This is a genomic window from Streptococcus mitis (genome assembly GCF_002096895.1).
GTDB lineage: Bacteria > Bacillota > Bacilli > Lactobacillales > Streptococcaceae > Streptococcus > Streptococcus mitis_AH.
Window position 1 is genome coordinate 25574 of the sequence record NZ_NCVI01000016.1, and the last position, 26992, is coordinate 52565.

Here is a 26992-nt window from a genome sequence, read left to right on the forward strand (position 1 = left end):
CTATTCCATAAGAGACCTCATTTTCTTTGTAAATCCAGCATCTGTCACAGCCAAAACCTTTCTCGATTTTCCGACTGCTATGCTTAATTCCAGTGTTGAAAACACGGTTACAATTTCTACTTGATAATAATGACTTTTATCTTGAATCTTCTTGGTCAGATTGGGTCCAGCATCATGGGCTAGAAAGACCAACTTGGCCTTGCCGTCTTGAATGGCCTTGACCACCAATTCTTCACCCGATATAATCCGCCCTGCTCGCTGAGCAAGTCCCAAGAGATTGCTTATCTTTTGCTTATTCAAGTCCTAACTCTCTTCTTTTCACTTTGTGATCCACATAAGCGATCAACTCATCATAAAAGCTTTCTTCCACTTCCATGTCAAAGCTACGGTTAAAGACCTTCTTCTTTTTCGCATCTAGGGCTTCTTTATTGTCTAGCTTGATATAAGCGCCGCGGCCATTGGCCTTGCCTGTAGGATCAATAAAGACTTGTCCTTCCTTGTTCTTGACAATGCGGAGCAAATCACGCTTATCAATCACTTCGTTGGATACAACAGACTTGCGCAAAGGGATTTTTCTCGTTTTCATCTTTCCCTCCTCTAGCAGCTTTTATTCTTCTACAGTATCGTTTTCTGCTTCCAAATCTACCGAACCAGCTTCTTCCATGGCTTCAAATTCGCTAGCAGACTTGATATCGATACGGTAACCAGTCAAGTGAGCTGCCAAGCGAACGTTTTGCCCACGACGACCGATAGCAAGAGAAAGCTTGTTATCTGGAACAACCACCAAGGCACGTTTGCTGTCGTTTTCGTCAAAGATAACTTGGTCAACCTCAGCAGGTGCAATGGCATTGTAGATAAATTCAGCTGGATCTGCTACCCACTCGATGACATCGATATTTTCTTCGATTGGTACCATGCGGTCATTTTTAGCATCATAACGAGCTGGGTGGAATTTGCTGGTAATCTTCTTAATATTCGCTCCACCACGTCCAACGATTGTTCCGATAGCATCCACGTTTGGATTATGACTACGAACTGCAACCTTCGTACGGTCACCAGCTTCACGAGCCACGCTCATGATTTCAACAGTTCCATCATAAACTTCTGGAATTTCTTGCTCCATCAAACGTTTGATCATTTCTGGATGGCTACGGCTAACAAAGACGTTGACACCACGAGGGTTGTCTTCAACCTTGTAGACATAAACTTCAATACGATCATGAGAAGCAAAAACTTCTCCAGGGATTTGGTCTTGTTTTGACAATTGGGCTTCGATGCTGCCAAGGTTGACATAGATAAAACGGTTGTCAAAGCGTTCTACAGTACCAGACATGATTTCTTGCTCATGTTCTTTATAAGTATTGTAAGTGATGGCACGTGTTTGCTTGCGCATTTTTTCCATGATGGTTTGTTTGGCAGATTGAGCTGCTACACGACCAAACTCAGCAGGTGCTTCTTCAAACTTGATTTTGTCACCAAGTTCATAGGCTGAATTAATGGCAAGAGCATCTTTCAAACTGATTTCCAAACGGCTATCAAATACTTCATCAACCACTTCACGGACAGTATAGACTGTAAAGTCACCTGTTTTTTCGTTGAAGTCAATAGCTACGCTGTCTGATTGACCATAGCGTCTGCGATAAGCGGAACGAAGCGACTCTACTACTGCGTCGATGATATCTTCTTTTTTGATTCCCTTGTCTTCTTCCAAAATGCGGAAGGCCTCTAGCATTTCTTTACTCATGTTTTCTTCACTTTTGAATCCTCAAAAGCTATCCTTTCTTTTTCTATAATTTAACTGCTAAACGTGCTTTTGATACTAAACTATATGGAATTTGGACGGTTTTCTTACGCGTCTTGTCCATATATTCCATGGTCAACTCGTCCTCTTCAAAGGCCAACAAGGTTCCTTCAAAGACCTTTTGCTTATCGATGGCTTGGTAGAGCCCGACATGAATGTATTTCCCAACCGCTCCAGCGACAGCATCCTTGGTTTTCAAAGGACGTTCCAAGCCTGGACTGGTGATTTCTAGGAAATATTGTTCTGGGAAGGGATCTGGCTTGATGGTGTCTAAGACAGGACTGATAATTTCTGTCAAGTCTGCCGTGTCGTTCAAGGTAATTCCTTCAGGTTTATCTACAAAAATACTGAGAATCATGTCACTGCCAATCTTTCCATACTCGATATCCACGAGTTCGAAAGGTGCTTGGATGACAGGTTCTACAACTTCTCTGACTAATTCTACGATTGTTGCGATTGCGTCCACCTCCTCATAAGCAAGAGGCGAAGATATTTCCCCGCCTCTCTTTTCATATTCTTACTCTTAGTATAGCACTTTTTACTACTTATGTAAAGCAAAAGCACTTATACAGCCTGATTTCAGGCTATTTCTTAAAATTCTGCCTCAACTCGGTAGATAACTTGACCCTTGTTGGAGAATTTTTGCTCATATTCTGTCATGACATTGCCTTCAAAATCACTGGCATGTAAATCAAGCCAGACACCATTGAGCTTCATGCCATACTGAGAAAAGCTCACTAGGCTGTACTCAAACAAGCCACGGTTATCCGTCTTGAAATGAATTTCTCCATTTTCAGGCAAGATACGTTTGAAGGTATCCAAGAAGGTCTTGTAGGTCAAACGACGCTTTTCATGGCGTTTTTTCGGCCATGGATCTGAAAAGTTCAGATACAAACGATCAATCTCACCGTCTTCAAAGTAGTCAGTCAAGTCAGAACCATCTACCCACAAGAGCTTGATATTAGGCACTCCAACTTCAAGAACCTTGTCCAAAGCGTAGCTCAAAACAGACTTTTGAATATCAATCCCGATATAGTTGATGTCAGAGTTTTGCTTGGCCATACCTGAAACAAAGGCTCCCTTTCCACTTCCAACTTCCACATGAATGGGATTATCATTGCCAAACAAGTCCCGCCATTTTCCCTTGGCTTCCAAGGGATTGAGGACCACATACTGGGGATTTGCCTCTAGTAATTCTGTCGCCCCTTTACGATTTCTAACTCTCATCTTCTCTTTCCATACTTGTCTCGGAAGTGACGTAAGCCATGGATCTCCCGATTGACATTTTCTAAATCTTGGTTCATATAATACTTGGAAATCTGGCTCAAATAAGACAATTGACCGTACCAATACAATTTATTCAATACCGTTTGATTGTACTTGTATCCGTAATAGGTCAGCCATTCCTTCCACTGATGTTCTGGAATATAATGGCAGAGCATGTGAGCCACGTCAAACATGCGGTCGGTCAAACGAACCGAATCCCAATCTACCAAATAAATCAAGCCACTATCTGTCTCAATCCAATTACTATGTCGTACATCTCCATGGACAATGGTCGCATAGTCCTCTCTAAATCCTGGAATAGTCTGACGTAAATCAGCCATCACTTCACTGATAAAATGATTTTTACGCAAAGCATCTGGAGCAGTTTCCTGCCAAGACTGTAGTAAATCTACAGGTGTTTCCATGGCATATCCCAACCGACTCAACTGTGTCATCAACGGACGTGAGCGATGAAGACGGGTTAAAATATTGACGATTTGCTTACGATTCATATCATAGGGGGTCAATATCTTGCCTGTCAACCATTCTTGAGCACACATATCACGCCCATCTGCCAAACGGCGACTCCATAATAATTGTGGAGCAATTTGTTCTCTAGCTAGACCAGGTAGGATTGGAGAGGTGTTCATTTTTACAAAGATGCGCTTCCCATCAGGATAGCTACCCATATAAGCCTTGCCACTTTTCCCAGGTATGGGAGTCAGTGTTAGCTCATTATCACCCAAATCCATTTCTTTCCTCCGTATAAAGTTTCCTTACTATTCTACTAGTTTTTGGCCTATTCGTCAACCGCTCCACACCCGATTCTCAAAGAAAAGCCTCTGGATTGGTTTGGGATATCCCTATAGAAAGAAAAAGGTAAGCACCGTCTTCTACTTACCTTTCATAATTTTTATAAATAATATAAGAGTGGCCAAGCATTGTAAAACATGTGAACTAGAGTAGAAACCCATAGGTTTTGGCTCTTTTTATAAGCAAAGCCCAGTAACAAGCCCCCAAGTAGATAAAAAATAAACGAAGGGACATTAGAAGGTCCATGCATAAAAGAAAAGAGAGAGGAAGTCAGTACAATCCCTAACCAAGAATTGTCAAAAACCGCACCTTGAAGAAGTCCTCTGAAAATGAGTTCCTCCTGGATGGGGCCAAAAACTGAGGAAGTCAAAATCAAAGACAGGGAAATTCCTCTGCTGACTTCCGCCAAGTGTTGAACTCCTGCTCCAGAAGAAACAGCGAAGAAATGAATATAAACTAGCGTCTCAAGAACGCTTAGAAAAAAGATTGCAATGAAAAGCAAAAGTTGTTTCTTGCTTAACATCCCAAAAGAAACCATTTCAAACTTTCTAGCATAAGTAACACTCAGCGAGGTTACAAGAAGACTTACAATAATCAATTCAGATTCATTTTGAAAAAAATCCCCGTGGTTAATCGTATAAGGAACTGTAATGACGATTAGTAGTACTAAAAATCCAAAACAAAAGGCATGAAATTTATCAAAAAACTTCATAAAATTATCCTCCCCACCAAACAGACTTCCTACACGTCATTCTTTAGTTCTAGCCTTTCCAAAACAAACCATTTGAGTATCCAAAATACGACCACATAACCACCCCCTAAGAAGATAGCCATTAAAGATAACATGGGATTTAGGAAATAAAAGACCACCACAGATACAAAGGTTAGCACAAAAACATTAAAAGCAATGGTGTCAGAAGCCAAGACCAGAATATAAGGTGTCAACCAATCTAAGGTTTTGGAATCTAGGAAAAATAAGTGTTTATACATGATGACCTCCTCTATGGCTGAAAAGCAAGCCTTGGTTTTTTTACCCCAAGACTCTATGTAGAAAAGTCAGCAAAAATGGTAATGTTGCGAAAATATTATTAATCACATGCACCGCATAGGATGGATAAATACTCTTGGTATAGCGGGTCAAACCGGCAAAGATGATTCCAACTGTTGCAAAGATGAAAATATCTAACAAACTAGGTAGGCTTGAAAAATGAGGAAGAGCAAATAAAATTGACGGAAGAAGCAAATCAAGGCCAAATCTCGAATGCTTAAAAAAGGCGTGTTGCAGTAATCCTCTATAGATCAGCTCTTCCATAAGTGGAGTCAGAAAGAACAAAGTTATATAGATACCTAGCTCGGCAAAGTTGGTCCCACTATAACCGATCAATACAGCCCAACCTTCAGCAGTTGACTGAACATGTTTAGATGTCTGAACGTTAAAAGAGATCTGGAGCACTAGCACTAATACTGTCAAAATCGAATACCAAAGCCATTTTTTTCTCGGAATGCGAAAAAGATAGCCGTGCCCTGTCTTAAACAGAATCCAAATCATGACTCCACTAAATAGCAAACTCAAGAGATTTTGAATCCAGACGAAATTGCCAATCTGGGAAGAAAATTGCCAATAATTTTGAACAATAAGCGTCATCTGAGAAAGACCAAATACGAAAAATAAGTAAGAGAAAACTGCACTTATTTTTAATAGAAGTTGATACTTTTTCATAGAAATTCTTCCTCATTTCTTGTATTTCAGCCTATATTCCACATAAATGAAAACCTGCTCCTATATAACCACGGTCATGATAACCGCGCGGGCAGTAACCACTTACTGGAAAAGGACCTGAATTTTTTAATATAGGAGGGTAAGAACCGAATGGACTTACCTGATTAGCGTACCCTCTATAAATATCAGATACATCCCCACCCTCTATACGAGCAAGCATTTCATTATCCATAACTGCAAATTGTGACATCATTTTTGTATCCATGACGAATATCTCCTTTTTTATGTTTAATTTTTGTCCTGTTGCAACCTTGACAAGTTTAGTATATCATCGTTTATTAATTTTTTTCATCAAATCTTGAATTGTCATCAAAACATCTTGAGGCGTTAAAATAGTCGAAAAAGAAAGCATTTCGGAAATACTTTACCTTTTACCATTCATTTCATATACAGTTATAATCTTTTATATATAAAATAAATACACCTATCTTCTCACTCTTGTCTATAGGCAAATTCTAGCCATATGTTATTACAAACAAATAGTATCATTTCACCTGTTTACCATCTATTTTTATTTATGAATTTTTTGTTTCACTTTAATCATTATAGAAGCCATAAAAAACGCGACAGCTAGTCTAATCAGTTGGTAACTTTCTTCCTCGCCTGTTTTCGGTAATAATTTTTCATTTGAAGCAATAGATTCGCTTACATAATCAGTCCCCTTAACATCAGTTGAAGGAGTTTTATTTTCTTGAGCAACATCAAAAATAGGTTTGGGAGTTTCCAATTGATTCTTATTGTCCAACATTGCTAAATTGCCAGATTGAGTAGTTTTAGCTTTAGAAGTTGAGTTTATACTCTCCACTTTCCCACTATTTTCACTATTAGAATTGGGATTATCATTGGATATTTTCATTTCGGTTCTTTTTTCATCACTCATACCTTTGCTGTCACTCACAACTTTGTCACTAATACTCATGCTGTCATTTCTGGTTTTCTCATCACGGACACTTTCAGTTACTGTCTCTTCAGAAGATTTCACTGTCTCCGTTTGCTTAGGTGAGTTTCTCGAGTACATATAATCATACACCTGTTGTGCAGTTGCTCCGCCACCAACCCATCCAGATATCGGATGTCCATTTTTTAAATACAAAATTGTTGGTGTTCCTGGAATACCGACTTTTTTAAATAGAAACTCTCTCGCTTCCCCATCAAAATCCTTACCATCCAAATCATAATACTCTAACTTCTTTTCAATCAAGTTATTAAATTCTTTCAATTCAGGAGAAAATTGACGACAATGAGAGCAAGTTTTTCTACCAAAATAAATAGTATGTTCCAATTGATCCTCTGTAAAAGATTGACGTACAGCTTCAATATCTATCTTTTTAAAGTCCGTAACATTCTTCTCATACTCTTCTGGGGTTACAACAGCAGGTTTATGCTCCACCTTTTCCTTAGCCGATGGCAAATCTGGTACCACAACAGAACTATCATTCGCCTGAATAGATGAAGTAGTAGGCTGCTCTTCTGCATATACAACACCCGTAGTAATAGATGCAAATACAAGTGGTACAAGCAATAGCGATTTTATATTTTGTTTCTTCATAAGAATACTCCTTTACATTTGTTATCTTTATCTTACCTTATTTAAGATTACAAATTCATATAAATCTTAAATGGTCATCGAAACATCTTGAATTGCAAAAAAATTCATTATAAAAGGGTAAGTATTTCGAAAACACTTACCCCTTTATACTTCATTAAGCTCTACTTTTTATAATACTTCAAGCCCCACATAAGCAGAAGCATGATAATTAAGCAGAGAACAGCGCCAATATAGGCGATTATTTGTTGGTAGGCTTCTGTTGCTATGATACCTCTATACAAACAAATAATAGACATAAAGCCTGTCAAGCCGATGAACATGAGTTGATTGGTTCTAGGACTAACCAAATCATCATTTACTTCTATTTAAGATCATGTCTTTTATGCTAATGTATGTTAACACTAAAAAACAAGTTAGGCCAATAATATTCAAAATGAATAGCAATGGGGTTAAGTCTCTAAAAAAATTAGCCACTGACATTATAATAAATACTAAAAATACTATAGTTGAAACTATCTTTTTCTTGTTCATAATTATTTACTCCATTCCAACTAAATTCAGCTTAGTAATGAAGAGCGATTTTTAACAGAATGTAGCAGCACCCGTTGCCGCTCCGCCCCAAAAACCAGCAGCAGCTCCAGATACAGTACCAATGATAGGTAGCGTTACAGTGCCCACAGCACCACCAGCAACTCCTCCAGTCAATGCACCTCCAACTACACCGAGTCCACATTTTATCCAACCGCCACCTTCAATACAAGCAAGCACATCAGTATCCATAATCTCAAATTGTTCCATCATTTTTTGTATTCATGACAAATACTCCTTTTTTATTTTTAATTTTTGTCCTGTTGCAACTTTGACAATTTCAGTATAGCACTATTTGTTAAAGTTTTTCATCCAAATCTTGAATTGTCATCGAAACATCTTGAATTGTAAAAACTTTCTCCTTACCAAAGTAACGAATATCATTCATAAACCGAAAAATAATATATGTTATCATTGTTTTTTGCTATAATGATTAATGAGCTTACCTTTCTTGTCTTCAATAAAAAATCAGTATTTGAAGAAAACTAGGAAGCTAGTCACAGACAGTACTGCTTTACGGCGAGATGGTGTTACAGTAGTTTGAAGAATATTTCTTGGGTTCAAACTAAAATACCATAGTATATGAGGTGTCCTATATGAATAAGAAATCTTTTTTTATCATCTGTTCTACGTTGATTATAGCATCGAATCTTCTCATGATTTCCGTGGTGAACAAGGGAGAAGAAACGGGGAGCAACCTGTTTGTGATTGCTATAGCCTGTGTTTTGCTACCAGCCTTTTTATATGCAGTTGAAAACCAACTGACTTCATTGGTAAATGTAGAATCAATACTCCTGGTTCAGTTGACAGTTATATCTCTACTCCGTCTTATCAACAGAATAGGGAGTACGCCTGAAATTCTCAACATTATCATTACCCTCCTATTTTTGGCAAGTGGGACAGCCGGTATTCTTATTGCGATCATGAGAATCTATCAGAACAGACAGAAATAACGTTTAAGACCTCTTAATACTATATACTTGTTCGGTATCGTATTGAACCATAATATACAGGTGTTGTTATGAATTGTTTTAGCTGATTTAAAGATACCAATACTAAAAAACTATGTTTAAGTTAGAATTTTAAAAATTCAATTTTTGGCCGCCTAATCTTTCTTCCAATAGTCATCAAACAAGTCTTTTATTTCATACGAAGTAGTTTCTATAGGACAAGTGTATTTTTCCTACTTGCTTTTTAATTTCTTTTTTACAATTCAAGATGTTTCGATGACAATTCAAGATTTGAATAAAAAATTTTAAAAAACAATGCTATACTAAACTTGTCAAAGTTGCAACACGACAAAAATCTATGTTCAGAGGTGAGTGTCGTTAAAAATAAGATTTATTATGTATCAAATATTTTTTATGGTGTATTACTATTTTCTATTGGATTAAAAACAAAAGTATTTGTCTTTACCAGCTTAGCTTCAATAACTACGATAACTCTATCCATAATAGGACTTTTTAAAATTAAACGCAAGAACAAGGAGTAAATATGTTAGAATTAAATTTTAATAAATTAGAAGAAATTTCCGGTGGAGGAAATGTGAATGACTGTGTAAACGGAATTGTCGCTTCAGCATTAGTAATTGGACTTGCTGCTACAGGTCCAACAGGGTGGTTAGCACTAGCTGCGCTAGGTGGAGCAGCTGGTACTGCTGGCTTCGCTACAGGTTGGTCATGTACTTCACTCTATTATAAAGGTAATTAGGAGGAACTATAATGTTAATGGAAATTAATGAAAACTTTCTTGAAGAAGTTGTCGGTGGAGGAAATGTATCCGACTGCATGCTATCAGCGAGTGGTGCGCTAGGTACGATAGCTGGCGTAGGAGCAATAACAGGTCCCATTGGTTGGGGTGTCGCGCTAGTTTCTGCAGCAGGCTTTGGCTTCCTAACGGGATATAATTGCACTGCTTTATATTTAAACGGAGATTAAAGATACATATGATTTAGAAAGTTATATAAGCCCAAATCACCAGCCAGCGCCTAAAGACGCTGGCTTTCACTTTGTTCAAGCATTATTGCTCTTGACTCGTCACTTGCCTCTCAAAGAGGCTTTAGTATTACTTACCACTATCCCTAAAGGGATCCTCATATTCTTTTACACTCAATTTATCTATTTCTATATCATGCTTTACTCGTTCTCAAATTTTCATACTCGTGAAGAAATCATCCACTGGATAATTTCTTTAATCTTGACTACATTTCTTAATTGTAGCTTCATTTATTTCCCTATAATCGGATTTCACACACCTAATTCTTCATTTCATATCACCTGAAATACTTAAAAAAATCTAGACAAAAAAGCTTGAATATAAGAAAAAACGCATAATATCAGTACACAAAAACTTTACATTGCGTTTTATTGTTGCAATATTTTCTTCATTTTCTACCCAACTTTTTTACCATTCAGGAAGTTTCAATGACTATTCAAGATTTCATAAAATATGAACTTATTTTTATGGCATAATATACCTATCTACTATATGAAAATGAAAGGAATTGCCAATGACTTCTTATAAACGTACATTTGTTCCTCAAATAGATGCTAGAGACTGCGGTGTTGCTGCCTTAGCCTCGATTGCTAAATTCTATGGTTCAGATTTTTCTCTAGCTCACTTGAGAGAACTTGCAAAGACCAATAAAGAAGGGACGACTGCTCTTGGCATTGTAAAAGCCGCTGATGAAATGGGCTTTGAAACAAGACCTGTTCAAGCAGATAAAACTCTCTTTGACATGAGTGATGTCCCCTATCCATTTATCGTTCACGTTAACAAAGAAGGAAAACTCCAACATTACTATGTTGTCTATCAAACAAAGAAAGACTATCTGATTATTGGTGATCCTGATCCTTCTGTAAAAATCACCAAAATGTCAAAAGAACGCTTTTTCTCTGAATGGACTGGAGTAGCTATTTTTCTAGCTCCCAAACCCAGCTATCAACCCCATAAAGATAAAAAGAATGGTCTACTAAGCTTCCTTCCTCTGATTTTCAAACAAAAATCTCTCATTACTTACATTGTTCTCTCAAGCTTATTGGTCACTATTATCAATATAGGTGGTTCTTATTATCTCCAAGGAATCTTGGATGAATACATCCCAAATCAGATGAAATCAACTTTAGGAATCATCTCAGTTGGTCTAGTTATCACTTATATCCTCCAACAAGTCATGGGCTTCTCCAGAGATTATCTCCTAACTGTTCTGAGCCAGAGATTAAGTATTGATGTGATTTTATCCTATATTCGCCATATTTTTGAACTTCCTATGTCTTTCTTTGCGACACGTCGGACAGGAGAAATCATTTCACGGTTCACAGATGCTAACTCTATTATAGATGCCTTGGCTTCTACTATTCTCTCTCTTTTTCTGGATGTTTCCATTCTGATTCTTGTAGGGGGCGTCTTACTGGCACAAAACCCTAATCTCTTCCTTCTTTCTCTTATTTCCATTCCTATATACATGGTCATCATCTTTTCTTTTATGAAGCCTTTCGAAAAAATGAACCATGATGTCATGCAAAGTAATTCTATGGTTAGCTCTGCTATTATCGAAGATATCAACGGGATTGAAACTATAAAGTCGCTTACGAGTGAAGAAAATCGCTATCAAAATATAGACAGCGAATTTGTAGATTATCTGGAAAAATCCTTTAAGCTCAGTAAATATTCTATTTTACAAACGAGTTTAAAGCAGGGAACAAAATTAGTTCTAAATATCCTTATCCTATGGTTTGGCGCTCAATTAGTCATGTCGAGTAAAATTTCTATCGGTCAGCTGATTACCTTTAATACACTTCTTTCTTACTTTACAACTCCTATGGAAAATATTATCAACCTCCAAACCAAACTCCAATCTGCGAAGGTCGCTAATAACCGTTTAAACGAAGTCTATCTAGTCGAATCTGAGTTCCAAGCCCCAGAAAACCCTGTTCATTCACATTTTTTGATGGGCGATATTGAATTTGATAACCTTTCTTATAAGTATGGTTTTGGACGAGATACTTTAACAGATATTAATCTCACGATTAAACAAGGAGATAAGGTTAGCCTAGTTGGAGTTAGTGGTTCTGGTAAAACAACTTTAGCCAAAATGATTGTCAATTTCTTTGAACCCTACAAAGGACATATTTCCATCAATCATCAGGATATTAAAAACATTGATAAAAAAGTCTTGCGCCGTCATATTAATTACCTACCCCAACAAGCCTATATCTTTAATGGCTCTATCTTGGAAAATTTAACCTTGGGCGGTAATCATATGATTAGCCAAGAAGATATTCTAAGAGCTTGTGAATTAGCTGAAATCCGTCAAGACATTGAAAGAATGCCTATGGGCTATCAAACTCAGCTCTCTGATGGAGCTGGTCTATCAGGAGGACAAAAGCAACGAATCGCTCTCGCTCGTGCTCTTTTAACTAAAGCTCCTGTTCTAATACTAGATGAAGCTACTAGCGGTCTTGATGTCTTGACTGAGAAAAAAGTTATAGATAATCTTATGTCCCTAACTGATAAAACCATTCTCTTTGTAGCCCATCGTCTCAGTATAGCCGAACGAACTAACCGTGTCATTGTTCTTGACCAGGGGAAAATCATTGAAGTTGGTAGTCACCAAGAGTTAATGCAGGAGCAAGGCTTCTACCATCATCTATTCAATAAATAAGGAGAATGTCATGAATCCTAATCTTTTTAGAAGCGTCGAGTTTTATCAGAGACGTTACCATAACTATGCGACAGTGTTAATTATACCTCTTTCATTACTGTTTACTTTCATCTTGATTTTCTCCCTTGTTGCCACAAAAGAAATTACTGTTACTTCCCAAGGAGAAATCACCCCTACAAGTGTCATTGCATCTATTCAGTCAACCAGTGATAATCCTATCCTTGCTAATCATTTAGTGGCAAATCAAGTAGTTGAAAAAGGTGACTTACTCATCAAATACTCTGAAACAATGGAAGAAAGTCAGAAAACTGCCTTAGAAACTCAATTACAAAGACTTGAGAAGCAAAAAGAAGGACTTGGAATTTTGAAACAAAGCTTAGAGAAAGCGACTGATCTTTTTTCTGGTGAGGATGAGTTTGGCTACCATAATACCTTTATGAATTTTACTAAACAATCCCATGATATTGAACTGGGTATTACAAAGACTAACACTGAGGTTTCAAATCAAGCTAATCTTGCCAATAGCAGTTCATCAGCCATCGAACAAGAAATTACAAAAGTTCAACAACAGATTGGAGAATATCAAGAGCTGAGAGATGCTATCATAAATAACAGAGCACGCTTACCAACTGGCAATCCACACCAGTCAATTTTGAATCGTTATCTTGTAGCCTCACAAGGACAAACACAAGGAACTGCAGAAGAGCCATTTTTATCTCAAATTAATCAAAGTATTGCAGGTCTTGAATCATCTATCGCAAGCCTCAAAATTCAGCAAGCTGGTATCGGAAGTGTAGCAACTTATGATAATAGTTTAGCAACCAAAATTGAAGTACTCCGCACTCAGTTTTTACAGACAGCTTCTCAGCAACAACTGACCGTGGAGAATCAATTAACAGAATTAAAAGTACAACTAGATCAAGCGACACAGCGCTTGGAAAATAATACTTTAACCTCTCCAAGTAAAGGAATCGTTCATCTGAACAGCGAATTTGAAGGTAAAAATAGAATTCCAACTGGTACAGAAATTGCTCAAATATTCCCTGTCATCACAGATACAAGAGAAGTACTAATCACTTACTACGTATCTTCTGACTATCTACCTCTACTAGATAAAGGACAAACTGTAAGATTAAAACTGGAGAAGATTGGAAATCACGGCATTACCATCATCGGTCAACTCCAGACAATTGATCAAACTCCTACCAGAACAGAGCAAGGTAATCTCTTTAAATTAACCGCTCTTGCAAAACTATCTAATGAGGATAGTAAACTCATCCAATATGGCTTACAAGGTCGCGTCACTAGTGTAACTGCAAAGAAAACATATTTTGATTATTTCAAAGATAAAATCTTAACCCATTCTGATTAATTTTCAGATAACACTCTATAACTATTTATTATCTTATAAAACAGGAGAATCATAACATGGATAAGAAACAAAACCTAACTTCATTTCAAGAACTAACAACTACCGAACTCAATCAAATTACAGGTGGAGGATGGTGGGAAGATATCTTATACGACCTTAATATAATTAAGCGTAACAATACGAAAGGACTTCATCATCCAATACAACTATAAAAAATAAGACCGAGTAACAAGAACTCTCGGTCTTATTTTTTTCATCATTCTGTAGGTATCATAGTAAGCACCTGACGAAAAACTTGATCTTGACAGGTGGTATTGAGACTGGTATTGGGATGACTTTCCACAATTTTCATGACGGTATAGAGCCCAACACCTCGGTCCTCTCCTTTAGAACTAACTCCAAAAGAGAAGATTTCAGAAACATCTATACCCTCTTCTCTGATGGAATTTTCGATGATAAAGGTCTCCTGTGCTCCATTTTTTAAAAAGGCGATTGAAACATGAGGTTGACTGGCCTCTGCACTGGCTTCAATAGCATTGTCACAAAGGATAGACACAATGGTTAGAAAATCAAGCAAACTCATCCCCTCTACCTGAATCTCCTCAGGAACTTCGACATTAAAGACTATGTTCTTATCTCTGGCTTTTAGAAATTTCCCTGCTAGAAGACTTTTGAGGGATTTATCACGAATATTCACCAATCGACCAAGGTCATATTTATTGTTCTGCAATTTCTGACTGGAATCCTTTAAGACGGAGCCATAGACCTCTTTTATCTGCTCCATATCCTCCTCTTCAATGCCCAGACGTAAGCTGGTCAAGAGGTTGGTGTAGTCATGGCGAAAGCTCCGTACTTCCTTGTAAAGTTCCTCTATATGTCGACTATAGCGTTCCATATCTCTGTAGCGCAAGGTCTGCTCTTGGTCCAGTCTCTCACGGAGTTTGTCCTTCAAATAGGTATCCAATTTCTTGATAACCCCCATAAAAAAGAGGAGGTAAAACACTAGGATGAGATAGCGAACAGTCTTTGATTGAATACCTTGCTCATATTCAAAGTAAGACAGAGTTTGTATCACCAAATAGTAAGCCCCCATTATCCAGTTAATTTTAGTCAGGGACTTTTGAAAACCTGTATCAAGAATCTCCCTTCTCAAGCTAGTGAAATCATAGTCCAACCATTTCAAAAAGGCTAGAGAAATGAAGAAATTGAAAATTATTATACACAACCAAATCAAAGAGTAATCATCATGTACTTGCCCTTGTCCCAAAAATGGAAGCACAAAATAAGAAAGACCTCTATAAAAGAGATTCACCAATATCATTGGAAAGAGACCATAAAAGAAAAGGAGTTTTTTAGGAAACCCTCTTAACAATAAGAAAGACAAGCCTATGCCGTACAAGGGGTTCGTGAAATAAGATAGGTAAGTATTTCCTACTATATAGCTAATCATTACAAAAACAACGGCCAACAGTATCCTAAAAAGAAAGGCCTTAAAAATCCTCTCAAAAGTGAGACCAATTCCATCTACCTTAAAGAAAATGACAATTTCTAGCACATTAGTAATGAGTGTATACAATAATATCCAAGCAATATTCATAAATTCTCCTAGCTCAGTGTAAGTTATTAATAGCCTCAGACACTTCCCTGACCTTATAACGCGCAATCATACAGCTTCCACCATTGGGAAAGTAAAGAAGTTTTTCTTTCTTATCCAAACGAACCACATTGGCTGGATTGATGAGAAAAGAGCGATGGCACCGCAAGAGACGAGGCTCCTGCTTGAAAACCTCCTCTAAACTCGCTGTAAATTCCAGCCTGTCTGTCTTGGTATAGAGAATAACACGATGGGCTCTGGGCGATGTTTCGAGATAGTAAACCTCTTTAAAAGGATACTGGAATTGGGCAAATTTTGATTTAAAATAAAAGCAATCTTCCGCCAGACTTTTACTATCTTGACTATTGGCATAGAGAAGGGCTGTTTCGATCCGAGACTCAAACTCCTCTGCCGAAAGGGCCTTATCAATGTAGTCCAAAGCAGACACTTGGTAGCGAAAGGAGAGGGGCATAAACTCCGAGTGAGTCGTCACAAAGACGATTAAGGCATAAGGATCCCTATCCCGAATCTTTCTAGCCACTTCCAGACCCTTCATCTCTTCATTTCGAATCTCAATGTCCAAAAAGAATAGCTGATGTGCTCCCTTCTCATGCACCTCTGCCAGCAGTTGGTCTGGCTTGCCAAAGACCTCAAAAGAGCTAGGAATGATATGATGTTCTTTCAAAAGTTTATCAATCGTCGTTTCAATTCTAGCTTGTTGGGAAAAATCATCTTCTAAAACAAATATTCTCATCTTCTTACTCTCCTTCTTTCAACCATTTTTGACGAATTTCTCTATAGCGACGTCTGGCATACTTGACAGCGTATTGACCTTCTTCTCCAAGAAAAAGGATTCTTTCTTGAAAATCAATCGATTTTACTTTATCAAGATTGACCAAACAATTTCGATGACATCTCATCAAGGTTTCCCCATATTGGTTCTCAAGATTACTTAAATTTTGAACCATATTAAAGCTAGCTTCTTCTGTAACAATCTGTACGGTATGGGCTTTAGTTGGATGTGTTTGGATATAGTAGATATCGTCGACGTTTACTTTATAGACTGTTTTCTGTGTCTGAATAATCATATGTTTCATTGGATTCTCCTCCTAAGAAAAGAATAACAGAAAAGGTCTAGCACAAGCACACCCAATCCTAAACAGTCTTTGAAAGCTCCTAAAAGGATTATTTTTCTACAACATCATGATGGGCTTACCACTATTTTATCATAAAATCTTAACAGTACCATTCAGGAAATTTCAAGAACAATTAAAGATTTGATGGTGAAAAAGGAGATAAAAGTGATAAACTGACAGTATCAAAACACAGTTGCTAGAAACAAGACTGGCACCCAGATTAAAGGAGAAATTCTCATGACAGATACAGACCCTATCAAAAGAGCTCAGACTTTGATTACTGACTTAAACAAAGCCTATCAAGCATGCAAACAGGCAACCGCTGACGACGTCAGCTTTCAAGAGCAATTAAACTCTATTCTTGGCTTTCTAGCCAAGGCTGAAACAGTGGATAATCGAGTCTTGATTGAACTGGAAAAATTTTACCAGACTTCCAGTCTTCTCATGGGACTCAGCGCTCTTGATCCAGATGCTCCAACTCGCGCCGCTTGGCGGGCCTATGACCGCTTCCACTTTGACCAAGTCAAGACCAAGTTGAGTCTCTACGGACCAACCATTATCTTGTAGAAAATAAAAGAAGTTGAGACAAACTGAACTCAACTTCTTTTTAGTGCCATATAAGCAAGTTTTAATCCTGCATCTGACGTTTCACCTGATAAGGTAGGTACAAGACTATTAAAACCAAACCAGCTCCTAGTAAGGCTAGAAGGGCTAGTTTTTCTTGGAAGGTAATCAACCCAACAACTAATTCCACAAGTAAAACAAAACTGGTCAATCCTCGGACTACCGCCTGCAAGCCTTTTTCCTTTTGCCCCTTGTCCAGTGGAAAAAGTTGGGTCAAATACTGGTAGTCAAAAGCGTGATAGAGGGCCAACAACTGGAAGAGCAAGAGGTAGTTAAAGAGAACCACCACCGCTGTCGCAATCCAAGCTTGCTCGATAAAGACCTGCGCTAGCAAGGAAAGTAGGAGCAGACGGAGACTGAGCGCAAAGAGATCTCCATTTCGCAAATAAGAACGCAGATAGAGATTTTGCCAAATCTTCCCAGGTACCTTCTGAACAGCCTTTAGGATAAAGTCCAGATAGGCACGACGTTTGACGCTGTTTGAAATTCCCTTGACCTGCGTAAAGAGGGCAAAGAAACGAAGCAAGACTTGCTTGCGCTTACTTTCTTGGGCAATGACATAGTCCCAGTCCAGTCCAGTTTCCGTGAAAAATTTGCTGGCCTTTTGACGAAAGAGGAAATATTTTCCTACTCCCAATAAAAGCACATAGACCAGAAAAACTGGCAAGCTATAACCCATTGCTAAAAATAAAGGCGCAAATAACAGCAAGAAAAGGGTCTGGATAAAGAGCCAAAAGACTAGGGAAATGCCAGTTTGACGTTTGAGATGGCTCTTGATTTCCTCTTCTCCAACTAAGAGAAAGAGCTTGTCTGGAGCCTCCATATAGGTGGCAATTCCTCCCCAAAGCAAAAGCAAAACAGAGGTAATTCCTACAAACAAAAGGATAGGCCAATGATTTTCAGGAAAATGTTGTAAGAGTTGACTGTACTGGTAGGCTAGAAAGCCCAGCAGGACAAGCAGGAACAAGACAAAGTGGTCATTGAGAACATAGCGCAAATAACCAAGACACTCCTTACGAAAAGCCTGCTTTCTCTTTAAAAACAAGTCTTTCATAGCTCCTCCTCTTTGGTCAGAGCCAAGTAAATATCATTTAAACTAGCCTCAGGCATATCAAAGGCTTCGCGCAGTTGCAGGAGATTACCCTTGGCACGCACCTCTCCCTTGTGAAGAATGACAAAGGCATCACACATCTTCTCAGCCGAATCCAGCACGTGGGTACTCATGAGAATGGACTTACCCTTTTGCTTTTCCACTTCCAAAAGCTGAATCAAGTCCGCAATAGCTAGCGGATCGAGACCAAGGAAAGGCTCATCCACAATGAAAAGACTTGGATCCACCACAAAAGCACAGATAATCATGACCTTCTGCTTCATCCCTTTTGAAAAATGAACAGGAAACCAGTCTAATTTCTGGTCCAAACGGAACATTTTTAACAAGGGCTCTACTCGCTCAAAAGCCACTTTCTGCTCAATACCATAAGCCATAGCAACCGTTTCGATATGCTCTCTGAGGGTCAATTCCTCATACAGGCTAGGTGTCTCAGGAATGTAGCCAATTTGCTTGCGGTAGCTAGTCGCATCTTCTTGCAGGGTCAGGCCATTGATATTGATGGAACCACTATAAGGTGTCAAGAGACCGATAATCTCATTAATAGTCGTCGATTTCCCAGCACCATTGAGACCAATCAAACCAACCAGCTGCCCACTTTCAACGGTAAAGGACACATCTTTCAAGACAGGGACATGAACATAGCCACCTGTCAGGTTTTTAATTTCTAACATATTTTCTCCAAATCTGGTATAATGTAGCTATATTATATCAAAATTCAATACAGTAGAGGTAGATTTTATGTCAGATTGCATTTTTTGTAAAATCATCGCAGGGGAAATTCCTGCTTCAAAAGTATATGAAGATGAGCAGGTGCTTGCCTTTCTTGATATCTCTCAAGTGACACCAGGACACACCTTGGTCGTACCAAAAGAACACTATCGCAATCTTTTGGAGATGGACGCTACGAGCGCCAGCCAACTCTTTGCCCAAGTACCAACAATTGCTCAAAAAGTCATGAAAGCTACCAAGGCTACTGGCATGAATATCATTGCCAACTGTGAAGAAATCGCTGGTCAAACAGTCTTTCATACCCACGTTCACCTCGTGCCTCGCTACAGTTCGGACGATGACCTCAAGATTGATTTTATCGCCCACGAACCAGACTTTGACAAACTTGCTCAAGTCGCTGAAACCATCAAAAACGCCTAAGGAGTTGCCATGAAATTATCCAACCTACTGCTATTTGCAGGAGCTGCAACTGGAAGTTATCTGCTCACAAAAAATCGTCAAACCATCACAGATGAAGTCTTGAATACCACTGACCGCGTTCAAGCTATCAAGGATGATGTGGATATTATCCAAAACAGCCTGCAAATCATCGACCAACAAAAAGAACTCATCAAGGAATACCAAGAAGACCTGACTTACAAGTTTAAGGTCTTGGAAAAAGATATCCAGACTAGATTAGCTGTGATAAAAGAAACACAGGAAATCGAAGATAAGTAAAAAGAGCCATGAACTTTCCTTAAATCTATTTTAGGTTGTCAGGGTCAAACAAAAAAGAGGAATGAAAATGAAACAGTTTTTTAAAATTCTGGCACAGATCATCCTAATCCCTTGTGGTTGCCTTAGCCTTCTTGCGGTCCTAGCATTTCTAGTACTGTTTTTTGCCTTCAGAGCCTCACCGATTGACATTCACAAGGGAAATAACGCCCTCAAACAAATCTTTACCTCCCTTGACATGCCTCCTAAGAAAGTAAAATCAAATGGAAGATATAAATACGAGGGTGGGGGCTTAAATTTTTATGTTACTTTCTCAGATGAGGTCATCAATAGCCATCCCGTCTTAAAAGAAAGTCCAAATCTCACCAAAAACCAACTCGAAGTCTATGTCCTACAGACTGGAGATATCTCCTACTATAAAGTAGGGGATAACTTGTTCAATCATGGTTTATTGCAATTTTTAAAGAAGGAAAGTAGGAATTATTTACAAGAAATCGGAAAGAAACCAAATCCTGATTACTCAGTTCTATATTGGAAGGATCAGGAAAGTCTAAAAAAGGGAATTGCATTCTATGAAAAAGCCTTGACTTTAGTGGATATTCAGGATAACTCTGCAATCAACCATATTGATACCGTTACCATTAAGCCTGGTAAAGAAGCGGAAATCAAGCAACTCATCCAAGATATGGATGCAGCTGGCTTGCTCAAGCAAAGGTCTGATAGAAAATCAGCCGATGAGTGATTGTTCCAATGCTAACATTACAAAGAATAAAGTAAAAAGAGCCCAACGGCTCTTTTTGTGTTATTCTCCTTCAAAGGCATCTTTAATATGGTCAAAGAAGCCCTTTTTCTTTGGATTGACTTTTAAATCACCTGCAGCTGCGAATTCTTTCAAGGCTGCTTTTTGGCGGTCATTCAAGCCTGTCGGTGTTACAACATTGACGGTAACGTATTGGTCACCAACTGCACCGCCACGAAGGCTCGGTGCTCCCTTGCCACGTAGACGGAATTTCTTACCAGTCTGAGTACCCTCTGGAATAACCAATTCAACATCACCGTGAACAGTTGGAATATCTACTGTATCACCAAGAGCTGCTTGGACAAAGTTGAGGTTCAGATTATAGAAAATAGTGGTTCCTTCACGTTCAAACTTATCGCTGGCTTCCACAGAAACCACTACATACAAGTCACCATAAGGTCCACCGTTAAATCCTGCTTCACCTTGACCCGCTAGGCGAATTTGTTGACCAGTTTCCACACCAGCAGGGATTTTCACATGTACGCTATGGGCTTGTTTTTTATGCCCTGTTCCGTGACATGTTGTACATGGATCTTTGATTTCTTTTCCGCGACCGTGACAGACATCACAGGTTACTTGGCGACGCATCATACCAAGAGGAGTTTGTGTATCGACGTTAATGACACCAGCACCATGACAGCGTCCACAAGTGACTGGACTTGTTCCTGGCTTAGCACCTGAGCCATTACAAGTACTACAGCTTGCTTCACGATTGTACTTAACCTCTTTTTCAGCTCCAAAAATAGCTTCTTCAAAGGTCAAATTCACACGGTATTGGAGGTCATCCCCCTGACGAGGAGCATTTGGATTGCGTGAATCACCGCCTCCTCCGAAGAAACTTGAGAAGATATCTTCAAAACCACCGAAGCCTCCTGCCCCATCGAAACCGCCGAAACCACCAGCTCCACCAAAACCACCGTTGGCTCCAGCAGCACCGTATTGGTCATAGGCAGCACGTTTTTGGTCGTCACTCAAAGTCTCATAAGCTTCCTGAACTTCCTTATACTTTTCCTCAGCACCAGGCTCCTTGTTGATATCTGGGTGGTATTTTTTCGAAAGCTTACGATAAGCCTTTTTGATCTCGTCTGCCGAAGCGTTTTTTGACACCCCCAGACGATCATAAAATTCAGTATTGTTCATACAAGATACCAAGACCGTAAAATTCGACTGAAAAATAGGAAATCTGACGCTGGAGCGATGCTCCTAGACAGATTTATCTTTTTTCCGAGAATTTAGGTCGGGTTCAATTCCTTTCTTTTATATTGAGTAAGAAATTTGGGAACCCGTGTTCAGTTACGAACACTCTTTGTTCCTTTCTATAATTTTCATGTAAATCTTTAGAGGCTGTTTTCTATACTCTGCTTCACTTGATTAAACTCTTCATCTGATAGAGTAAATATCAAATCCTCTTCAGCATACTCGTTCTGTTCTTTAAAATAATTGTCCGTATTCTCTGCCAACCCTAAACCGAAAATCACTTTTCTTGCAAACTCTTGATGTGCAAAACCAATAGCCGTAATGATTTGTTTATCTTGGACAAGAACTTTCGGTTGAAAATTCTCACGTGGAAGAAATTCAAAATAGTCAAAGAAGTTTTGCCAAATTCCACCTGTAAATTTCGTGTCGTTCAACAAGCCTGCTTTCGCCAATAAAAGGGGCGCTGAAGAAATGGCTGCAATTAGGATATCTTGCTCATCAAGACTTCTCAAAAACGAGATCAATTTCTCATCTTGTAGAGTAGGACCTATATTTACCATTCCTGGCAAAATCACACAAGAATAATCTTCTATACGGATTTGAGCCAATGTTTTCGTCGGTTGACAGGGCAAACCATCCTCAGAGACCACCATCAAATGATCTGAAGCTACATAATCAATCGTGATATCAAAAGACAGAGCTAAAGTACTCGTTAAAGCGCTTATCTCATAAAGAGAAAAATTAGGATAAATGACACAAAGTACTTTTTTCATACGCAACATCCTCTATTTTATCGAAAAACAGAGGCTGGGTTGCAACCTCTGGATTTCTTCTTATACTTGCCTGATTTTCAATCTCGGGATAAAATAGTCCACTGGACTATTTTATTTCTCCGTAAACTCTCCGTCTACGACGTCATCACCTGCGTTTCCTGTTGCTTGCGCGCCTTCTGCTCCTGCTTGAGCTTGTTGGGCTGCTGCGGCTTGTTCGTAGAGTTTAACAGCAAGGCCTTGAGCTTTTTCGTTCAATGCTTCAAGTTTTGCTTTCATATCGTCCAAGTTGTTGTCTTCTTGAGCTTTCTTAAGGTCATCAAGGGCAGCTTGGGCAGCGTCACGTTCTGCGTCGAATCCTTTGCCTTCAGTTTCCTTGATAGTCTTTTCAGTCGCAAAGATTGCTTGGTCTACTTCGTTACGAAGGTCTACTTCTTCTTTACGTTTTTTATCTGCTTCAGCGTTTGCTTCTGCATCTTTCATCATGCGGTCGATTTCTTCGTCAGTCAAACCTGAGTTAGATTGGATCACAATTGTTTGTTCTTTTTGAGTTCCAAGATCTTTAGCCTTGACAGACACAATACCGTTCTTGTCGATATCAAATGTTACTTCGATTTGAGGAATTCCACGAGGTGCAGCTGGGATATCTGTTAATTGGAAGCGTCCAAGAGTCTTGTTATCTGCTGCCATTGGGCGTTCCCCTTGAAGAACGTGGATATCAACGGCTGGTTGGTTGTCTGCCGCAGTTGAGAAGACTTGTGATTTAGATGTTGGAATTGTTGTGTTGCGGTCGATGAGTTTTGTGAAGACACCACCCATTGTTTCGATACCAAGTGACAATGGTGTTACATCAAGAAGGACAACGTCTTTGACATCACCAGTAATGACACCACCTTGGATAGCCGCACCCATAGCAACTACTTCGTCAGGGTTTACTGATTTGTTTGGTTCTTTACCAGTTTCAGCCTTAACAGCTTCTACAACGGCTGGGATACGAGTTGAACCACCGACAAGGATAACTTCGTCGATTTCTGACAAGCTCAAACCTGCATCTGAAAGTGCTTGACGAACTGGAACTTTTGTACGTTCTACAAGGTCACGAGTCAAATCGTCAAATTTCGCACGAGTCAAAGTCATTTCCAAGTGAAGAGGTCCCGCTTCACCAGCAGTGATAAATGGCAAGCTGATTTGAGTTGAAGTTACACCAGAAAGGTCTTTCTTAGCTTTTTCAGCTGCATCTTTCAAACGTTGCATTGCCATCTTGTCAGTAGACAAGTCAATACCGTTTTCTTTCTTGAATTCTGCTACCAAGTGGTCGATAATTTTTTGGTCAAAGTCATCACCACCAAGTTTGTTGTCCCCTGCAGTTGACAATACGTCGAAGACACCGTCACCCAATTCAAGGATAGAGACGTCGAATGTACCACCACCAAGGTCAAATACCAAGATTTTTTCTTCTTTGTCAGTCTTGTCCAAACCATAAGCAAGAGCTGCTGCAGTTGGTTCGTTGACGATACGTTCTACTTCAAGACCAGCGATTTTACCAGCGTCTTTTGTGGCTTGACGTTGAGCGTCGTTGAAGTAAGCAGGAACTGTGATAACTGCTTTGGTTACTTTTTCACCAAGGTAGTCTTCAGCATAACCTTTCAAGTATTGAAGAATCATAGCTGAGATTTCTTGTGGAGTGTATTCTTTTCCGTTAGCAGAAACTTTTTCAGAAGTTCCCATTTTAGATTTGATAGAGATCACTGTATCTGGGTTTGTAACTGCTTGACGTTTTGCAGCATCACCAACGATGATTTCGCCGTTTTTGAATGAGACTACAGATGGAGTTGTACGGTTTCCTTCTGGGTTTGCGATGATTTTGCTTTCAGTTCCTTCAAGAACTGCAACTGCTGAGTTTGTTGTACCTAAGTCAATACCGATAATTTTAGACATGTGTTTTTCTCCTTAAATTTATCTTCTTTTTTTCTTTTTGATACTCTTCTTAAGTGGCGACGCCGTCAGAGCTTGACTTCGTCAATCTCTTTGACTAAACTTTGAGCCTAAGGTCTCAAAGTTTGCGCAAATAGCGCCACGGCGAAGAGTATCGTCTTTGGTTCGCTTCGCTCACTATTGCAAAGCCAAATATATTTTATCTTTCTTTCATAGTTTATTGTCGTTTCGGACAAGTTTTCTATTATGTATGTTACAACCGTCAGAATCGCCTAGTTGTACACAACTACCATGGCTGGACGTAGGATGCGGTCATGGAGTTTGTAGCCTTTTTGGAAGACTTGGGCGATGGTATCTGCTGGGTGTTCATCGTCTGCTGGGAGAGTTTGGATGGCCATGTGGTAGTTATGGTCAAATTCGCCGTCAGCTGCGATTTCTTCGATTCCTTCTTCTTTCAAAGCGTGAATCAAGCTTTCTTGCACCATCTCCAATCCTTTTTTGACGTCGTCTGTCAAACCTTCAACTGCGAGTGCACGTTCAAGGTTGTCCAAAGAAGGGAGAATCGCTTTTGCCAAGTCCTGACTACGATAACGTTGCAAGTTTTGACGCTCTTCATTGGCACGGCGTTGGATATTTTGCATTTCTGCATGAGCGCGAAGGTATTTGTTTTCGAACTCATCTGCACGTTCATTTGCCAAGTCCAATTCAGACTTCTCAGGAGTTGTTTCTTCTACCGTTTCCACAACTTCCTCTTCTTGGACTTCTTCTACTTCTTCATTTTTTATATCTTGGGCCATTTTCGCCTCCTTTAATGATTTCAATCTTAATGTACTTCGTAATGATTACTGCTGAGGTAGCGGTAAAAATCTGTCAACTTCATGGTCAAAACACGGTTGACTACGTTGATTTGGTTGATTAGCTGTTGGTAATCCAGATTAACAGGACCGATAATGGCTAGAATTCCAACTCCCCGATAAGGAATGAGGAACTTGCTACTAATCACCGCTAGGTCAGCTAGACAGGACTCTTGACTGTCTGCAACACGGACGTTTTGCATCTGATCTTCACGCAAGCCCTCACGAATCTCCAGAGCCACCTTTTGCGGTTGATCAAAGAACTGATAGGCTGCCAGATTGGCAAAATTCAAGAGATTGACCTTACCCGCCACCACAATGTTTTCGTTGAACATCTCCTTAAAGATATGTTCAAAGAGATCGATAACGTTGTCCGTTGTTGTGAAGTAACGCTGGATAATCTGCGGAATCTCCGTCCGAATCTTGTAGTGAATATCTAGAACGGTGTGGCCGAGGAAACGTTCCTGAATGATGCTCTTCAGCTTCAGCAAATCCTCCTGCAAGAAGTTCCTTGGAATCAGAAACTGACTGGTAACCGTTCGAGACTCGTCTAGGGTAAATACTGCCAAGGCTGTATGTTGCCCCAAAACAACGATATCAAAGGCTGTCAAACGTTGCCTGCTAGGCTCAACATCCAGTGCTACTACCGTACAGCCACTCAAGTCTGTCAGCAGGTTAGCAGCCTCTTGCAGAATATCCTCCAATTTGAAGAATTCCTGATCAAAGGCTTTGACAATCTCATAAACCTCATTTTCAGCCAGCCGGTCAAAATCCAGTGAGTGTTTCACATAGTACTGAAAACCAGCAACACTTGGCATCCGACCACTTGAAGTATGAGCCTTCTCAAGCAAACCTTGCTTTTCTAGAGCCGCCATGTCATTACGAATGGTTGCACTGCTAGAGTTAATAGACTCTTGCAAGGCTTTGGATCCGACAGGTTCGTGCGTTTTGGTAAAGATGTCAATAATCAGATTTAGAATATCCTGCTGACGCTCTGTAACCACCTCATCACTCCTCTCTGTCTGATCGATTAGCACTCGACACACTCAAGTGCTAACTTATGATTCTATTATACACCCTTAAAAGAGAATGTCAAGATAAAAACTCAAAAAATTAGCACTCTTTTAACAAGAGTGCTAAAAATCAGTCTAAAGACCTAGAACCTTACTGTTTATCTACTCGGTATTTCCTTTTAAGTCTTGAATAACCAAGAATTAAATAAGAAATCAGAAAAGCATATAAAACAAAAATAATAAAGAAAGACATAGAAAGTTCTTCTCGAAACAAACTCATACAAACAACAAGACCACCTAAGAAAGTAGCTGTACAGGAACGAAGTCTATATCGTACAACTTCCCATCTGAGCCTCTTACTCATATAGACTTGATCCTCTGAAAGTATATCAGAAGCCGATTTACGAAGAATCGAACAAGAACCTGCTCCTATCAATTCCCAACCTCTATCTCTAAAATCTTGCAGTTCATGCTTATGCTTTTTAAGAAACCTAGAATCATAGATACAGTAGATAACATCGTCTGGTTGACATTGGTCAAAATAGAACAAACCAAAACGACTAGTTCTATACTTCCAACCTTTCAAATGCATCTCATGTAAATATCCTTCTTCCTTGTCCAAATCAACAATGGTGAAAATTCGAAATTGCTTTTTATTTATCATGACTTCCCCTCCAATTTTGA

33 protein-coding genes and 2 pseudogenes are annotated in these 26992 nt (G+C 39.1%); 10 read left to right on the forward strand and 25 right to left on the reverse strand.

Annotated features, from left to right (window positions below; all coding sequences use genetic code 11):
* The 13 genes and pseudogenes from B7697_RS01385 to B7697_RS01445 all read right to left on the reverse strand — a co-directional run bounded on the left by B7697_RS01385 (position 1) and on the right by B7697_RS01445 (position 8010).
* Entirely contained in the window at positions 1-300 is a 300-nt protein-coding gene (locus B7697_RS01385) for a YlxQ-related RNA-binding protein (RefSeq protein ID WP_001041390.1), read from the reverse strand.
* Positions 293-586 carry an RNase P modulator RnpM gene (rnpM, locus tag B7697_RS01390; protein ID WP_084949963.1) on the reverse strand — a complete coding sequence of 98 codons (294 nt, stop codon included), beginning with the start codon at positions 584-586 and terminating at the stop codon, positions 293-295. The genes B7697_RS01385 and rnpM overlap by 8 nt, the downstream gene beginning before the upstream one ends.
* A 21-nt stretch (positions 587-607) precedes the next feature.
* The gene (gene nusA / locus B7697_RS01395) at positions 608-1744 is read right to left on the reverse strand and encodes a transcription termination factor NusA (RefSeq protein ID WP_000032274.1); all 1137 of its coding nucleotides are present in this window, start codon (positions 1742-1744) and stop codon (positions 608-610) included.
* A gap of 43 nt (positions 1745-1787) precedes the next feature.
* Positions 1788-2267 carry a ribosome maturation factor RimP gene (gene rimP, locus B7697_RS01400; protein WP_000338691.1) on the reverse strand — a complete coding sequence of 160 codons (480 nt, stop codon included), beginning with the start codon at positions 2265-2267 and terminating at the stop codon, positions 1788-1790.
* A gap of 125 nt (positions 2268-2392) precedes the next feature.
* Positions 2393-3028, reverse strand: coding sequence for a tRNA (guanosine(46)-N7)-methyltransferase TrmB (gene trmB / locus B7697_RS01405; RefSeq protein ID WP_084930052.1), 636 nt, complete (start codon positions 3026-3028; stop codon positions 2393-2395).
* Positions 3025-3819 carry a cell cycle regulator CcrZ gene (gene ccrZ / locus B7697_RS01410; RefSeq protein WP_000363005.1) on the reverse strand — a complete coding sequence of 265 codons (795 nt, stop codon included), beginning with the start codon at positions 3817-3819 and terminating at the stop codon, positions 3025-3027. Before ccrZ ends, trmB begins: the two co-directional genes overlap by 4 nt.
* 161 nt (positions 3820-3980) lie before the next feature.
* A complete protein-coding gene (locus B7697_RS01415; protein ID WP_084949965.1) occupies positions 3981-4592 on the reverse strand; it encodes a CPBP family intramembrane glutamic endopeptidase in 612 nt (203 codons plus the stop codon).
* A gap of 29 nt (positions 4593-4621) precedes the next feature.
* Entirely contained in the window at positions 4622-4870 is a 249-nt protein-coding gene (gene blpZ, locus B7697_RS01420; RefSeq protein WP_084949967.1) for an immunity protein BlpZ, read from the reverse strand.
* 40 nt (positions 4871-4910) lie between these two features.
* On the reverse strand, positions 4911-5600 hold the full coding sequence (locus B7697_RS01425; RefSeq protein WP_084949968.1) for a CPBP family intramembrane glutamic endopeptidase: 690 nt from the start codon (positions 5598-5600) through the stop codon (positions 4911-4913).
* A gap of 31 nt (positions 5601-5631) precedes the next feature.
* The gene (locus B7697_RS01430; RefSeq protein ID WP_000379956.1) at positions 5632-5865 is read right to left on the reverse strand and encodes a ComC/BlpC family leader-containing pheromone/bacteriocin; all 234 of its coding nucleotides are present in this window, start codon (positions 5863-5865) and stop codon (positions 5632-5634) included.
* 306 nt (positions 5866-6171) lie between these two features.
* Positions 6172-7209, reverse strand: a complete 1038-nt coding sequence (locus B7697_RS01435; protein WP_084949970.1) for a DUF6568 family protein — start codon at positions 7207-7209, stop codon at positions 6172-6174.
* Positions 7210-7370: 161 nt separating this feature from the next.
* Positions 7371-7740 (reverse strand): annotated as a pseudogene (locus B7697_RS09505) (immunity protein).
* Between the two features lie 51 nt (positions 7741-7791).
* Positions 7792-8010, reverse strand: a complete 219-nt coding sequence (locus tag B7697_RS01445; protein ID WP_084949971.1) for a Blp family class II bacteriocin — start codon at positions 8008-8010, stop codon at positions 7792-7794.
* A gap of 383 nt (positions 8011-8393) precedes the next feature.
* Between B7697_RS01445 and B7697_RS01450 the strand changes: the two genes are divergently transcribed.
* The 3 genes from B7697_RS01450 to B7697_RS01460 all read left to right on the forward strand — a co-directional run bounded on the left by B7697_RS01450 (position 8394) and on the right by B7697_RS01460 (position 9734).
* Entirely contained in the window at positions 8394-8750 is a 357-nt protein-coding gene (locus B7697_RS01450; RefSeq protein WP_084949973.1) for a hypothetical protein, read from the forward strand.
* Positions 8751-9291: 541 nt separating this feature from the next.
* On the forward strand, positions 9292-9507 hold the full coding sequence (locus B7697_RS01455) for a hypothetical protein (protein WP_084949974.1): 216 nt from the start codon (positions 9292-9294) through the stop codon (positions 9505-9507).
* An 11-nt stretch (positions 9508-9518) separates the two neighbouring features.
* Positions 9519-9734: a hypothetical protein gene (locus tag B7697_RS01460; RefSeq protein ID WP_084949976.1), complete on the forward strand. Its 216-nt coding sequence runs from the start codon at positions 9519-9521 to the stop codon at positions 9732-9734.
* Between the two features lie 127 nt (positions 9735-9861).
* Here the strand turns inward: B7697_RS01460 and B7697_RS09145 are convergent.
* Positions 9862-9942: pseudogene (locus B7697_RS09145) on the reverse strand (IS200/IS605 family transposase); the annotation flags it as partial.
* Between the two features lie 364 nt (positions 9943-10306).
* Here B7697_RS09145 and blpA point away from each other — a divergent pair.
* The 3 genes from blpA to blpC are packed head-to-tail and all read left to right on the forward strand — an operon-like array spanning position 10307 to position 14044.
* Positions 10307-12460 carry a peptide cleavage/export ABC transporter BlpA gene (gene blpA / locus B7697_RS01470; protein ID WP_084949980.1) on the forward strand — a complete coding sequence of 718 codons (2154 nt, stop codon included), beginning with the start codon at positions 10307-10309 and terminating at the stop codon, positions 12458-12460.
* Between the two features lie 10 nt (positions 12461-12470).
* Entirely contained in the window at positions 12471-13832 is a 1362-nt protein-coding gene (blpB, locus tag B7697_RS01475; protein ID WP_049521284.1) for a peptide export ABC transport accessory protein BlpB, read from the forward strand.
* Between the two features lie 56 nt (positions 13833-13888).
* Positions 13889-14044: a quorum-sensing system pheromone BlpC gene (gene blpC, locus B7697_RS01480; protein WP_049521285.1), complete on the forward strand. Its 156-nt coding sequence runs from the start codon at positions 13889-13891 to the stop codon at positions 14042-14044.
* Positions 14045-14088: 44 nt separating this feature from the next.
* Here blpC and B7697_RS01485 read toward each other — a convergent pair whose 3' ends face one another.
* From B7697_RS01485 to B7697_RS01495, 3 genes are read right to left on the reverse strand one after another with little or no spacing between them, the layout of a single operon-like run.
* The gene (locus B7697_RS01485; RefSeq protein WP_084949981.1) at positions 14089-15429 is read right to left on the reverse strand and encodes a sensor histidine kinase; all 1341 of its coding nucleotides are present in this window, start codon (positions 15427-15429) and stop codon (positions 14089-14091) included.
* A gap of 13 nt (positions 15430-15442) precedes the next feature.
* A complete protein-coding gene (locus B7697_RS01490; RefSeq protein WP_084949983.1) occupies positions 15443-16180 on the reverse strand; it encodes a response regulator transcription factor in 738 nt (245 codons plus the stop codon).
* Positions 16181-16184: 4 nt separating this feature from the next.
* On the reverse strand, positions 16185-16523 hold the full coding sequence (locus tag B7697_RS01495; protein WP_033684769.1) for a LytTR family DNA-binding domain-containing protein: 339 nt from the start codon (positions 16521-16523) through the stop codon (positions 16185-16187).
* Between the two features lie 276 nt (positions 16524-16799).
* Between B7697_RS01495 and B7697_RS01500 the strand changes: the two genes are divergently transcribed.
* Positions 16800-17129, forward strand: a complete 330-nt coding sequence (locus B7697_RS01500; protein ID WP_084949985.1) for a helicase BlpT — start codon at positions 16800-16802, stop codon at positions 17127-17129.
* 61 nt (positions 17130-17190) lie between these two features.
* On the opposite strand, the gene B7697_RS01505 is transcribed toward B7697_RS01500, so the two are convergent.
* Both B7697_RS01505 and B7697_RS01510 read right to left on the reverse strand, forming a co-directional pair.
* Positions 17191-18240 (reverse strand): ABC transporter permease, encoded by a 1050-nt coding sequence (locus B7697_RS01505; protein ID WP_084949986.1) that lies wholly within the window; start codon positions 18238-18240, stop codon positions 17191-17193.
* The gene (locus B7697_RS01510; RefSeq protein WP_050251578.1) at positions 18237-18968 is read right to left on the reverse strand and encodes an ABC transporter ATP-binding protein; all 732 of its coding nucleotides are present in this window, start codon (positions 18966-18968) and stop codon (positions 18237-18239) included. The genes B7697_RS01505 and B7697_RS01510 overlap by 4 nt, the downstream gene beginning before the upstream one ends.
* A 67-nt stretch (positions 18969-19035) precedes the next feature.
* On the opposite strand from B7697_RS01510, the gene B7697_RS01515 reads away from it, so the two are divergent.
* The 3 genes from B7697_RS01515 to B7697_RS01525 all read left to right on the forward strand — a co-directional run bounded on the left by B7697_RS01515 (position 19036) and on the right by B7697_RS01525 (position 20482).
* Positions 19036-19446 carry an HIT family protein gene (locus B7697_RS01515; RefSeq protein WP_084949988.1) on the forward strand — a complete coding sequence of 137 codons (411 nt, stop codon included), beginning with the start codon at positions 19036-19038 and terminating at the stop codon, positions 19444-19446.
* A gap of 9 nt (positions 19447-19455) precedes the next feature.
* On the forward strand, positions 19456-19743 hold the full coding sequence (locus B7697_RS01520) for a hypothetical protein (protein ID WP_084949990.1): 288 nt from the start codon (positions 19456-19458) through the stop codon (positions 19741-19743).
* A 61-nt stretch (positions 19744-19804) separates the two neighbouring features.
* Positions 19805-20482, forward strand: a complete 678-nt coding sequence (locus B7697_RS01525) for a hypothetical protein (RefSeq protein WP_080977203.1) — start codon at positions 19805-19807, stop codon at positions 20480-20482.
* Positions 20483-20542: 60 nt separating this feature from the next.
* Here the strand turns inward: B7697_RS01525 and dnaJ are convergent, their stop codons facing one another.
* From dnaJ to B7697_RS01555, 6 genes are all read right to left on the reverse strand, one after another.
* Positions 20543-21679 (reverse strand): molecular chaperone DnaJ, encoded by a 1137-nt coding sequence (dnaJ, locus tag B7697_RS01530; protein ID WP_084949991.1) that lies wholly within the window; start codon positions 21677-21679, stop codon positions 20543-20545.
* A 197-nt stretch (positions 21680-21876) separates the two neighbouring features.
* Entirely contained in the window at positions 21877-22509 is a 633-nt protein-coding gene (locus B7697_RS01535; protein WP_084949993.1) for a DJ-1/PfpI family protein, read from the reverse strand.
* Between the two features lie 111 nt (positions 22510-22620).
* Positions 22621-24444: a molecular chaperone DnaK gene (gene dnaK, locus B7697_RS01540; protein WP_000034661.1), complete on the reverse strand. Its 1824-nt coding sequence runs from the start codon at positions 24442-24444 to the stop codon at positions 22621-22623.
* A 269-nt stretch (positions 24445-24713) separates the two neighbouring features.
* Positions 24714-25238 carry a nucleotide exchange factor GrpE gene (grpE, locus tag B7697_RS01545; protein WP_000046038.1) on the reverse strand — a complete coding sequence of 175 codons (525 nt, stop codon included), beginning with the start codon at positions 25236-25238 and terminating at the stop codon, positions 24714-24716.
* A gap of 26 nt (positions 25239-25264) precedes the next feature.
* Positions 25265-26299, reverse strand: a complete 1035-nt coding sequence (gene hrcA, locus B7697_RS01550; RefSeq protein ID WP_084949994.1) for a heat-inducible transcriptional repressor HrcA — start codon at positions 26297-26299, stop codon at positions 25265-25267.
* A 160-nt stretch (positions 26300-26459) separates the two neighbouring features.
* Entirely contained in the window at positions 26460-26972 is a 513-nt protein-coding gene (locus tag B7697_RS01555) for a DUF2812 domain-containing protein (RefSeq protein WP_084950059.1), read from the reverse strand.
* Positions 26973-26992 lie beyond the last annotated feature (20 nt).

Excerpts from the sequence above, each read along its gene's own strand:
- B7697_RS01430 (WP_000379956.1), bottom strand. The coding sequence starts at position 5,865 with ATGGATACAAAAATGATGTCACAATTTGCAGTTATGGATAATGAAATG.
- dnaK (WP_000034661.1), bottom strand. The coding sequence starts at position 24,444 with ATGTCTAAAATTATCGGTATTGACTTAGGTACAACAAACTCAGCAGTT.
- B7697_RS01415 (WP_084949965.1), bottom strand. The coding sequence starts at position 4,592 with ATGAAGTTTTTTGATAAATTTCATGCCTTTTGTTTTGGATTTTTAGTA.
- blpA (WP_084949980.1), top strand. The coding sequence starts at position 10,307 with ATGACTTCTTATAAACGTACATTTGTTCCTCAAATAGATGCTAGAGAC.
- B7697_RS01555 (WP_084950059.1), bottom strand. The coding sequence starts at position 26,972 with ATGATAAATAAAAAGCAATTTCGAATTTTCACCATTGTTGATTTGGAC.
- B7697_RS01435 (WP_084949970.1), bottom strand. The coding sequence starts at position 7,209 with ATGAAGAAACAAAATATAAAATCGCTATTGCTTGTACCACTTGTATTT.
- B7697_RS01495 (WP_033684769.1), bottom strand. The coding sequence starts at position 16,523 with ATGAAACATATGATTATTCAGACACAGAAAACAGTCTATAAAGTAAAC.
- nusA (WP_000032274.1), bottom strand. The coding sequence starts at position 1,744 with ATGAGTAAAGAAATGCTAGAGGCCTTCCGCATTTTGGAAGAAGACAAG.
- B7697_RS01455 (WP_084949974.1), top strand. The coding sequence starts at position 9,292 with ATGTTAGAATTAAATTTTAATAAATTAGAAGAAATTTCCGGTGGAGGA.
- blpB (WP_049521284.1), top strand. The coding sequence starts at position 12,471 with ATGAATCCTAATCTTTTTAGAAGCGTCGAGTTTTATCAGAGACGTTAC.
- B7697_RS01515 (WP_084949988.1), top strand. The coding sequence starts at position 19,036 with ATGTCAGATTGCATTTTTTGTAAAATCATCGCAGGGGAAATTCCTGCT.
- blpC (WP_049521285.1), top strand. The coding sequence starts at position 13,889 with ATGGATAAGAAACAAAACCTAACTTCATTTCAAGAACTAACAACTACC.
- B7697_RS01490 (WP_084949983.1), bottom strand. The coding sequence starts at position 16,180 with ATGAGAATATTTGTTTTAGAAGATGATTTTTCCCAACAAGCTAGAATT.
- trmB (WP_084930052.1), bottom strand. The coding sequence starts at position 3,028 with ATGAGAGTTAGAAATCGTAAAGGGGCGACAGAATTACTAGAGGCAAAT.
- B7697_RS01505 (WP_084949986.1), bottom strand. The coding sequence starts at position 18,240 with ATGAAAGACTTGTTTTTAAAGAGAAAGCAGGCTTTTCGTAAGGAGTGT.
- B7697_RS01460 (WP_084949976.1), top strand. The coding sequence starts at position 9,519 with ATGTTAATGGAAATTAATGAAAACTTTCTTGAAGAAGTTGTCGGTGGA.
- B7697_RS01520 (WP_084949990.1), top strand. The coding sequence starts at position 19,456 with ATGAAATTATCCAACCTACTGCTATTTGCAGGAGCTGCAACTGGAAGT.
- ccrZ (WP_000363005.1), bottom strand. The coding sequence starts at position 3,819 with ATGGATTTGGGTGATAATGAGCTAACACTGACTCCCATACCTGGGAAA.
- rnpM (WP_084949963.1), bottom strand. The coding sequence starts at position 586 with ATGAAAACGAGAAAAATCCCTTTGCGCAAGTCTGTTGTATCCAACGAA.
- B7697_RS01445 (WP_084949971.1), bottom strand. The coding sequence starts at position 8,010 with ATGATGGAACAATTTGAGATTATGGATACTGATGTGCTTGCTTGTATT.
- B7697_RS01510 (WP_050251578.1), bottom strand. The coding sequence starts at position 18,968 with ATGTTAGAAATTAAAAACCTGACAGGTGGCTATGTTCATGTCCCTGTC.
- B7697_RS01450 (WP_084949973.1), top strand. The coding sequence starts at position 8,394 with ATGAATAAGAAATCTTTTTTTATCATCTGTTCTACGTTGATTATAGCA.
- B7697_RS01535 (WP_084949993.1), bottom strand. The coding sequence starts at position 22,509 with ATGAAAAAAGTACTTTGTGTCATTTATCCTAATTTTTCTCTTTATGAG.
- blpZ (WP_084949967.1), bottom strand. The coding sequence starts at position 4,870 with ATGTATAAACACTTATTTTTCCTAGATTCCAAAACCTTAGATTGGTTG.
- grpE (WP_000046038.1), bottom strand. The coding sequence starts at position 25,238 with ATGGCCCAAGATATAAAAAATGAAGAAGTAGAAGAAGTCCAAGAAGAG.
- B7697_RS01485 (WP_084949981.1), bottom strand. The coding sequence starts at position 15,429 with ATGAATATTGCTTGGATATTATTGTATACACTCATTACTAATGTGCTA.
- B7697_RS01425 (WP_084949968.1), bottom strand. The coding sequence starts at position 5,600 with ATGAAAAAGTATCAACTTCTATTAAAAATAAGTGCAGTTTTCTCTTAC.
- dnaJ (WP_084949991.1), bottom strand. The coding sequence starts at position 21,679 with ATGAACAATACTGAATTTTATGATCGTCTGGGGGTGTCAAAAAACGCT.
- B7697_RS01525 (WP_080977203.1), top strand. The coding sequence starts at position 19,805 with ATGAAAATGAAACAGTTTTTTAAAATTCTGGCACAGATCATCCTAATC.
- B7697_RS01500 (WP_084949985.1), top strand. The coding sequence starts at position 16,800 with ATGACAGATACAGACCCTATCAAAAGAGCTCAGACTTTGATTACTGAC.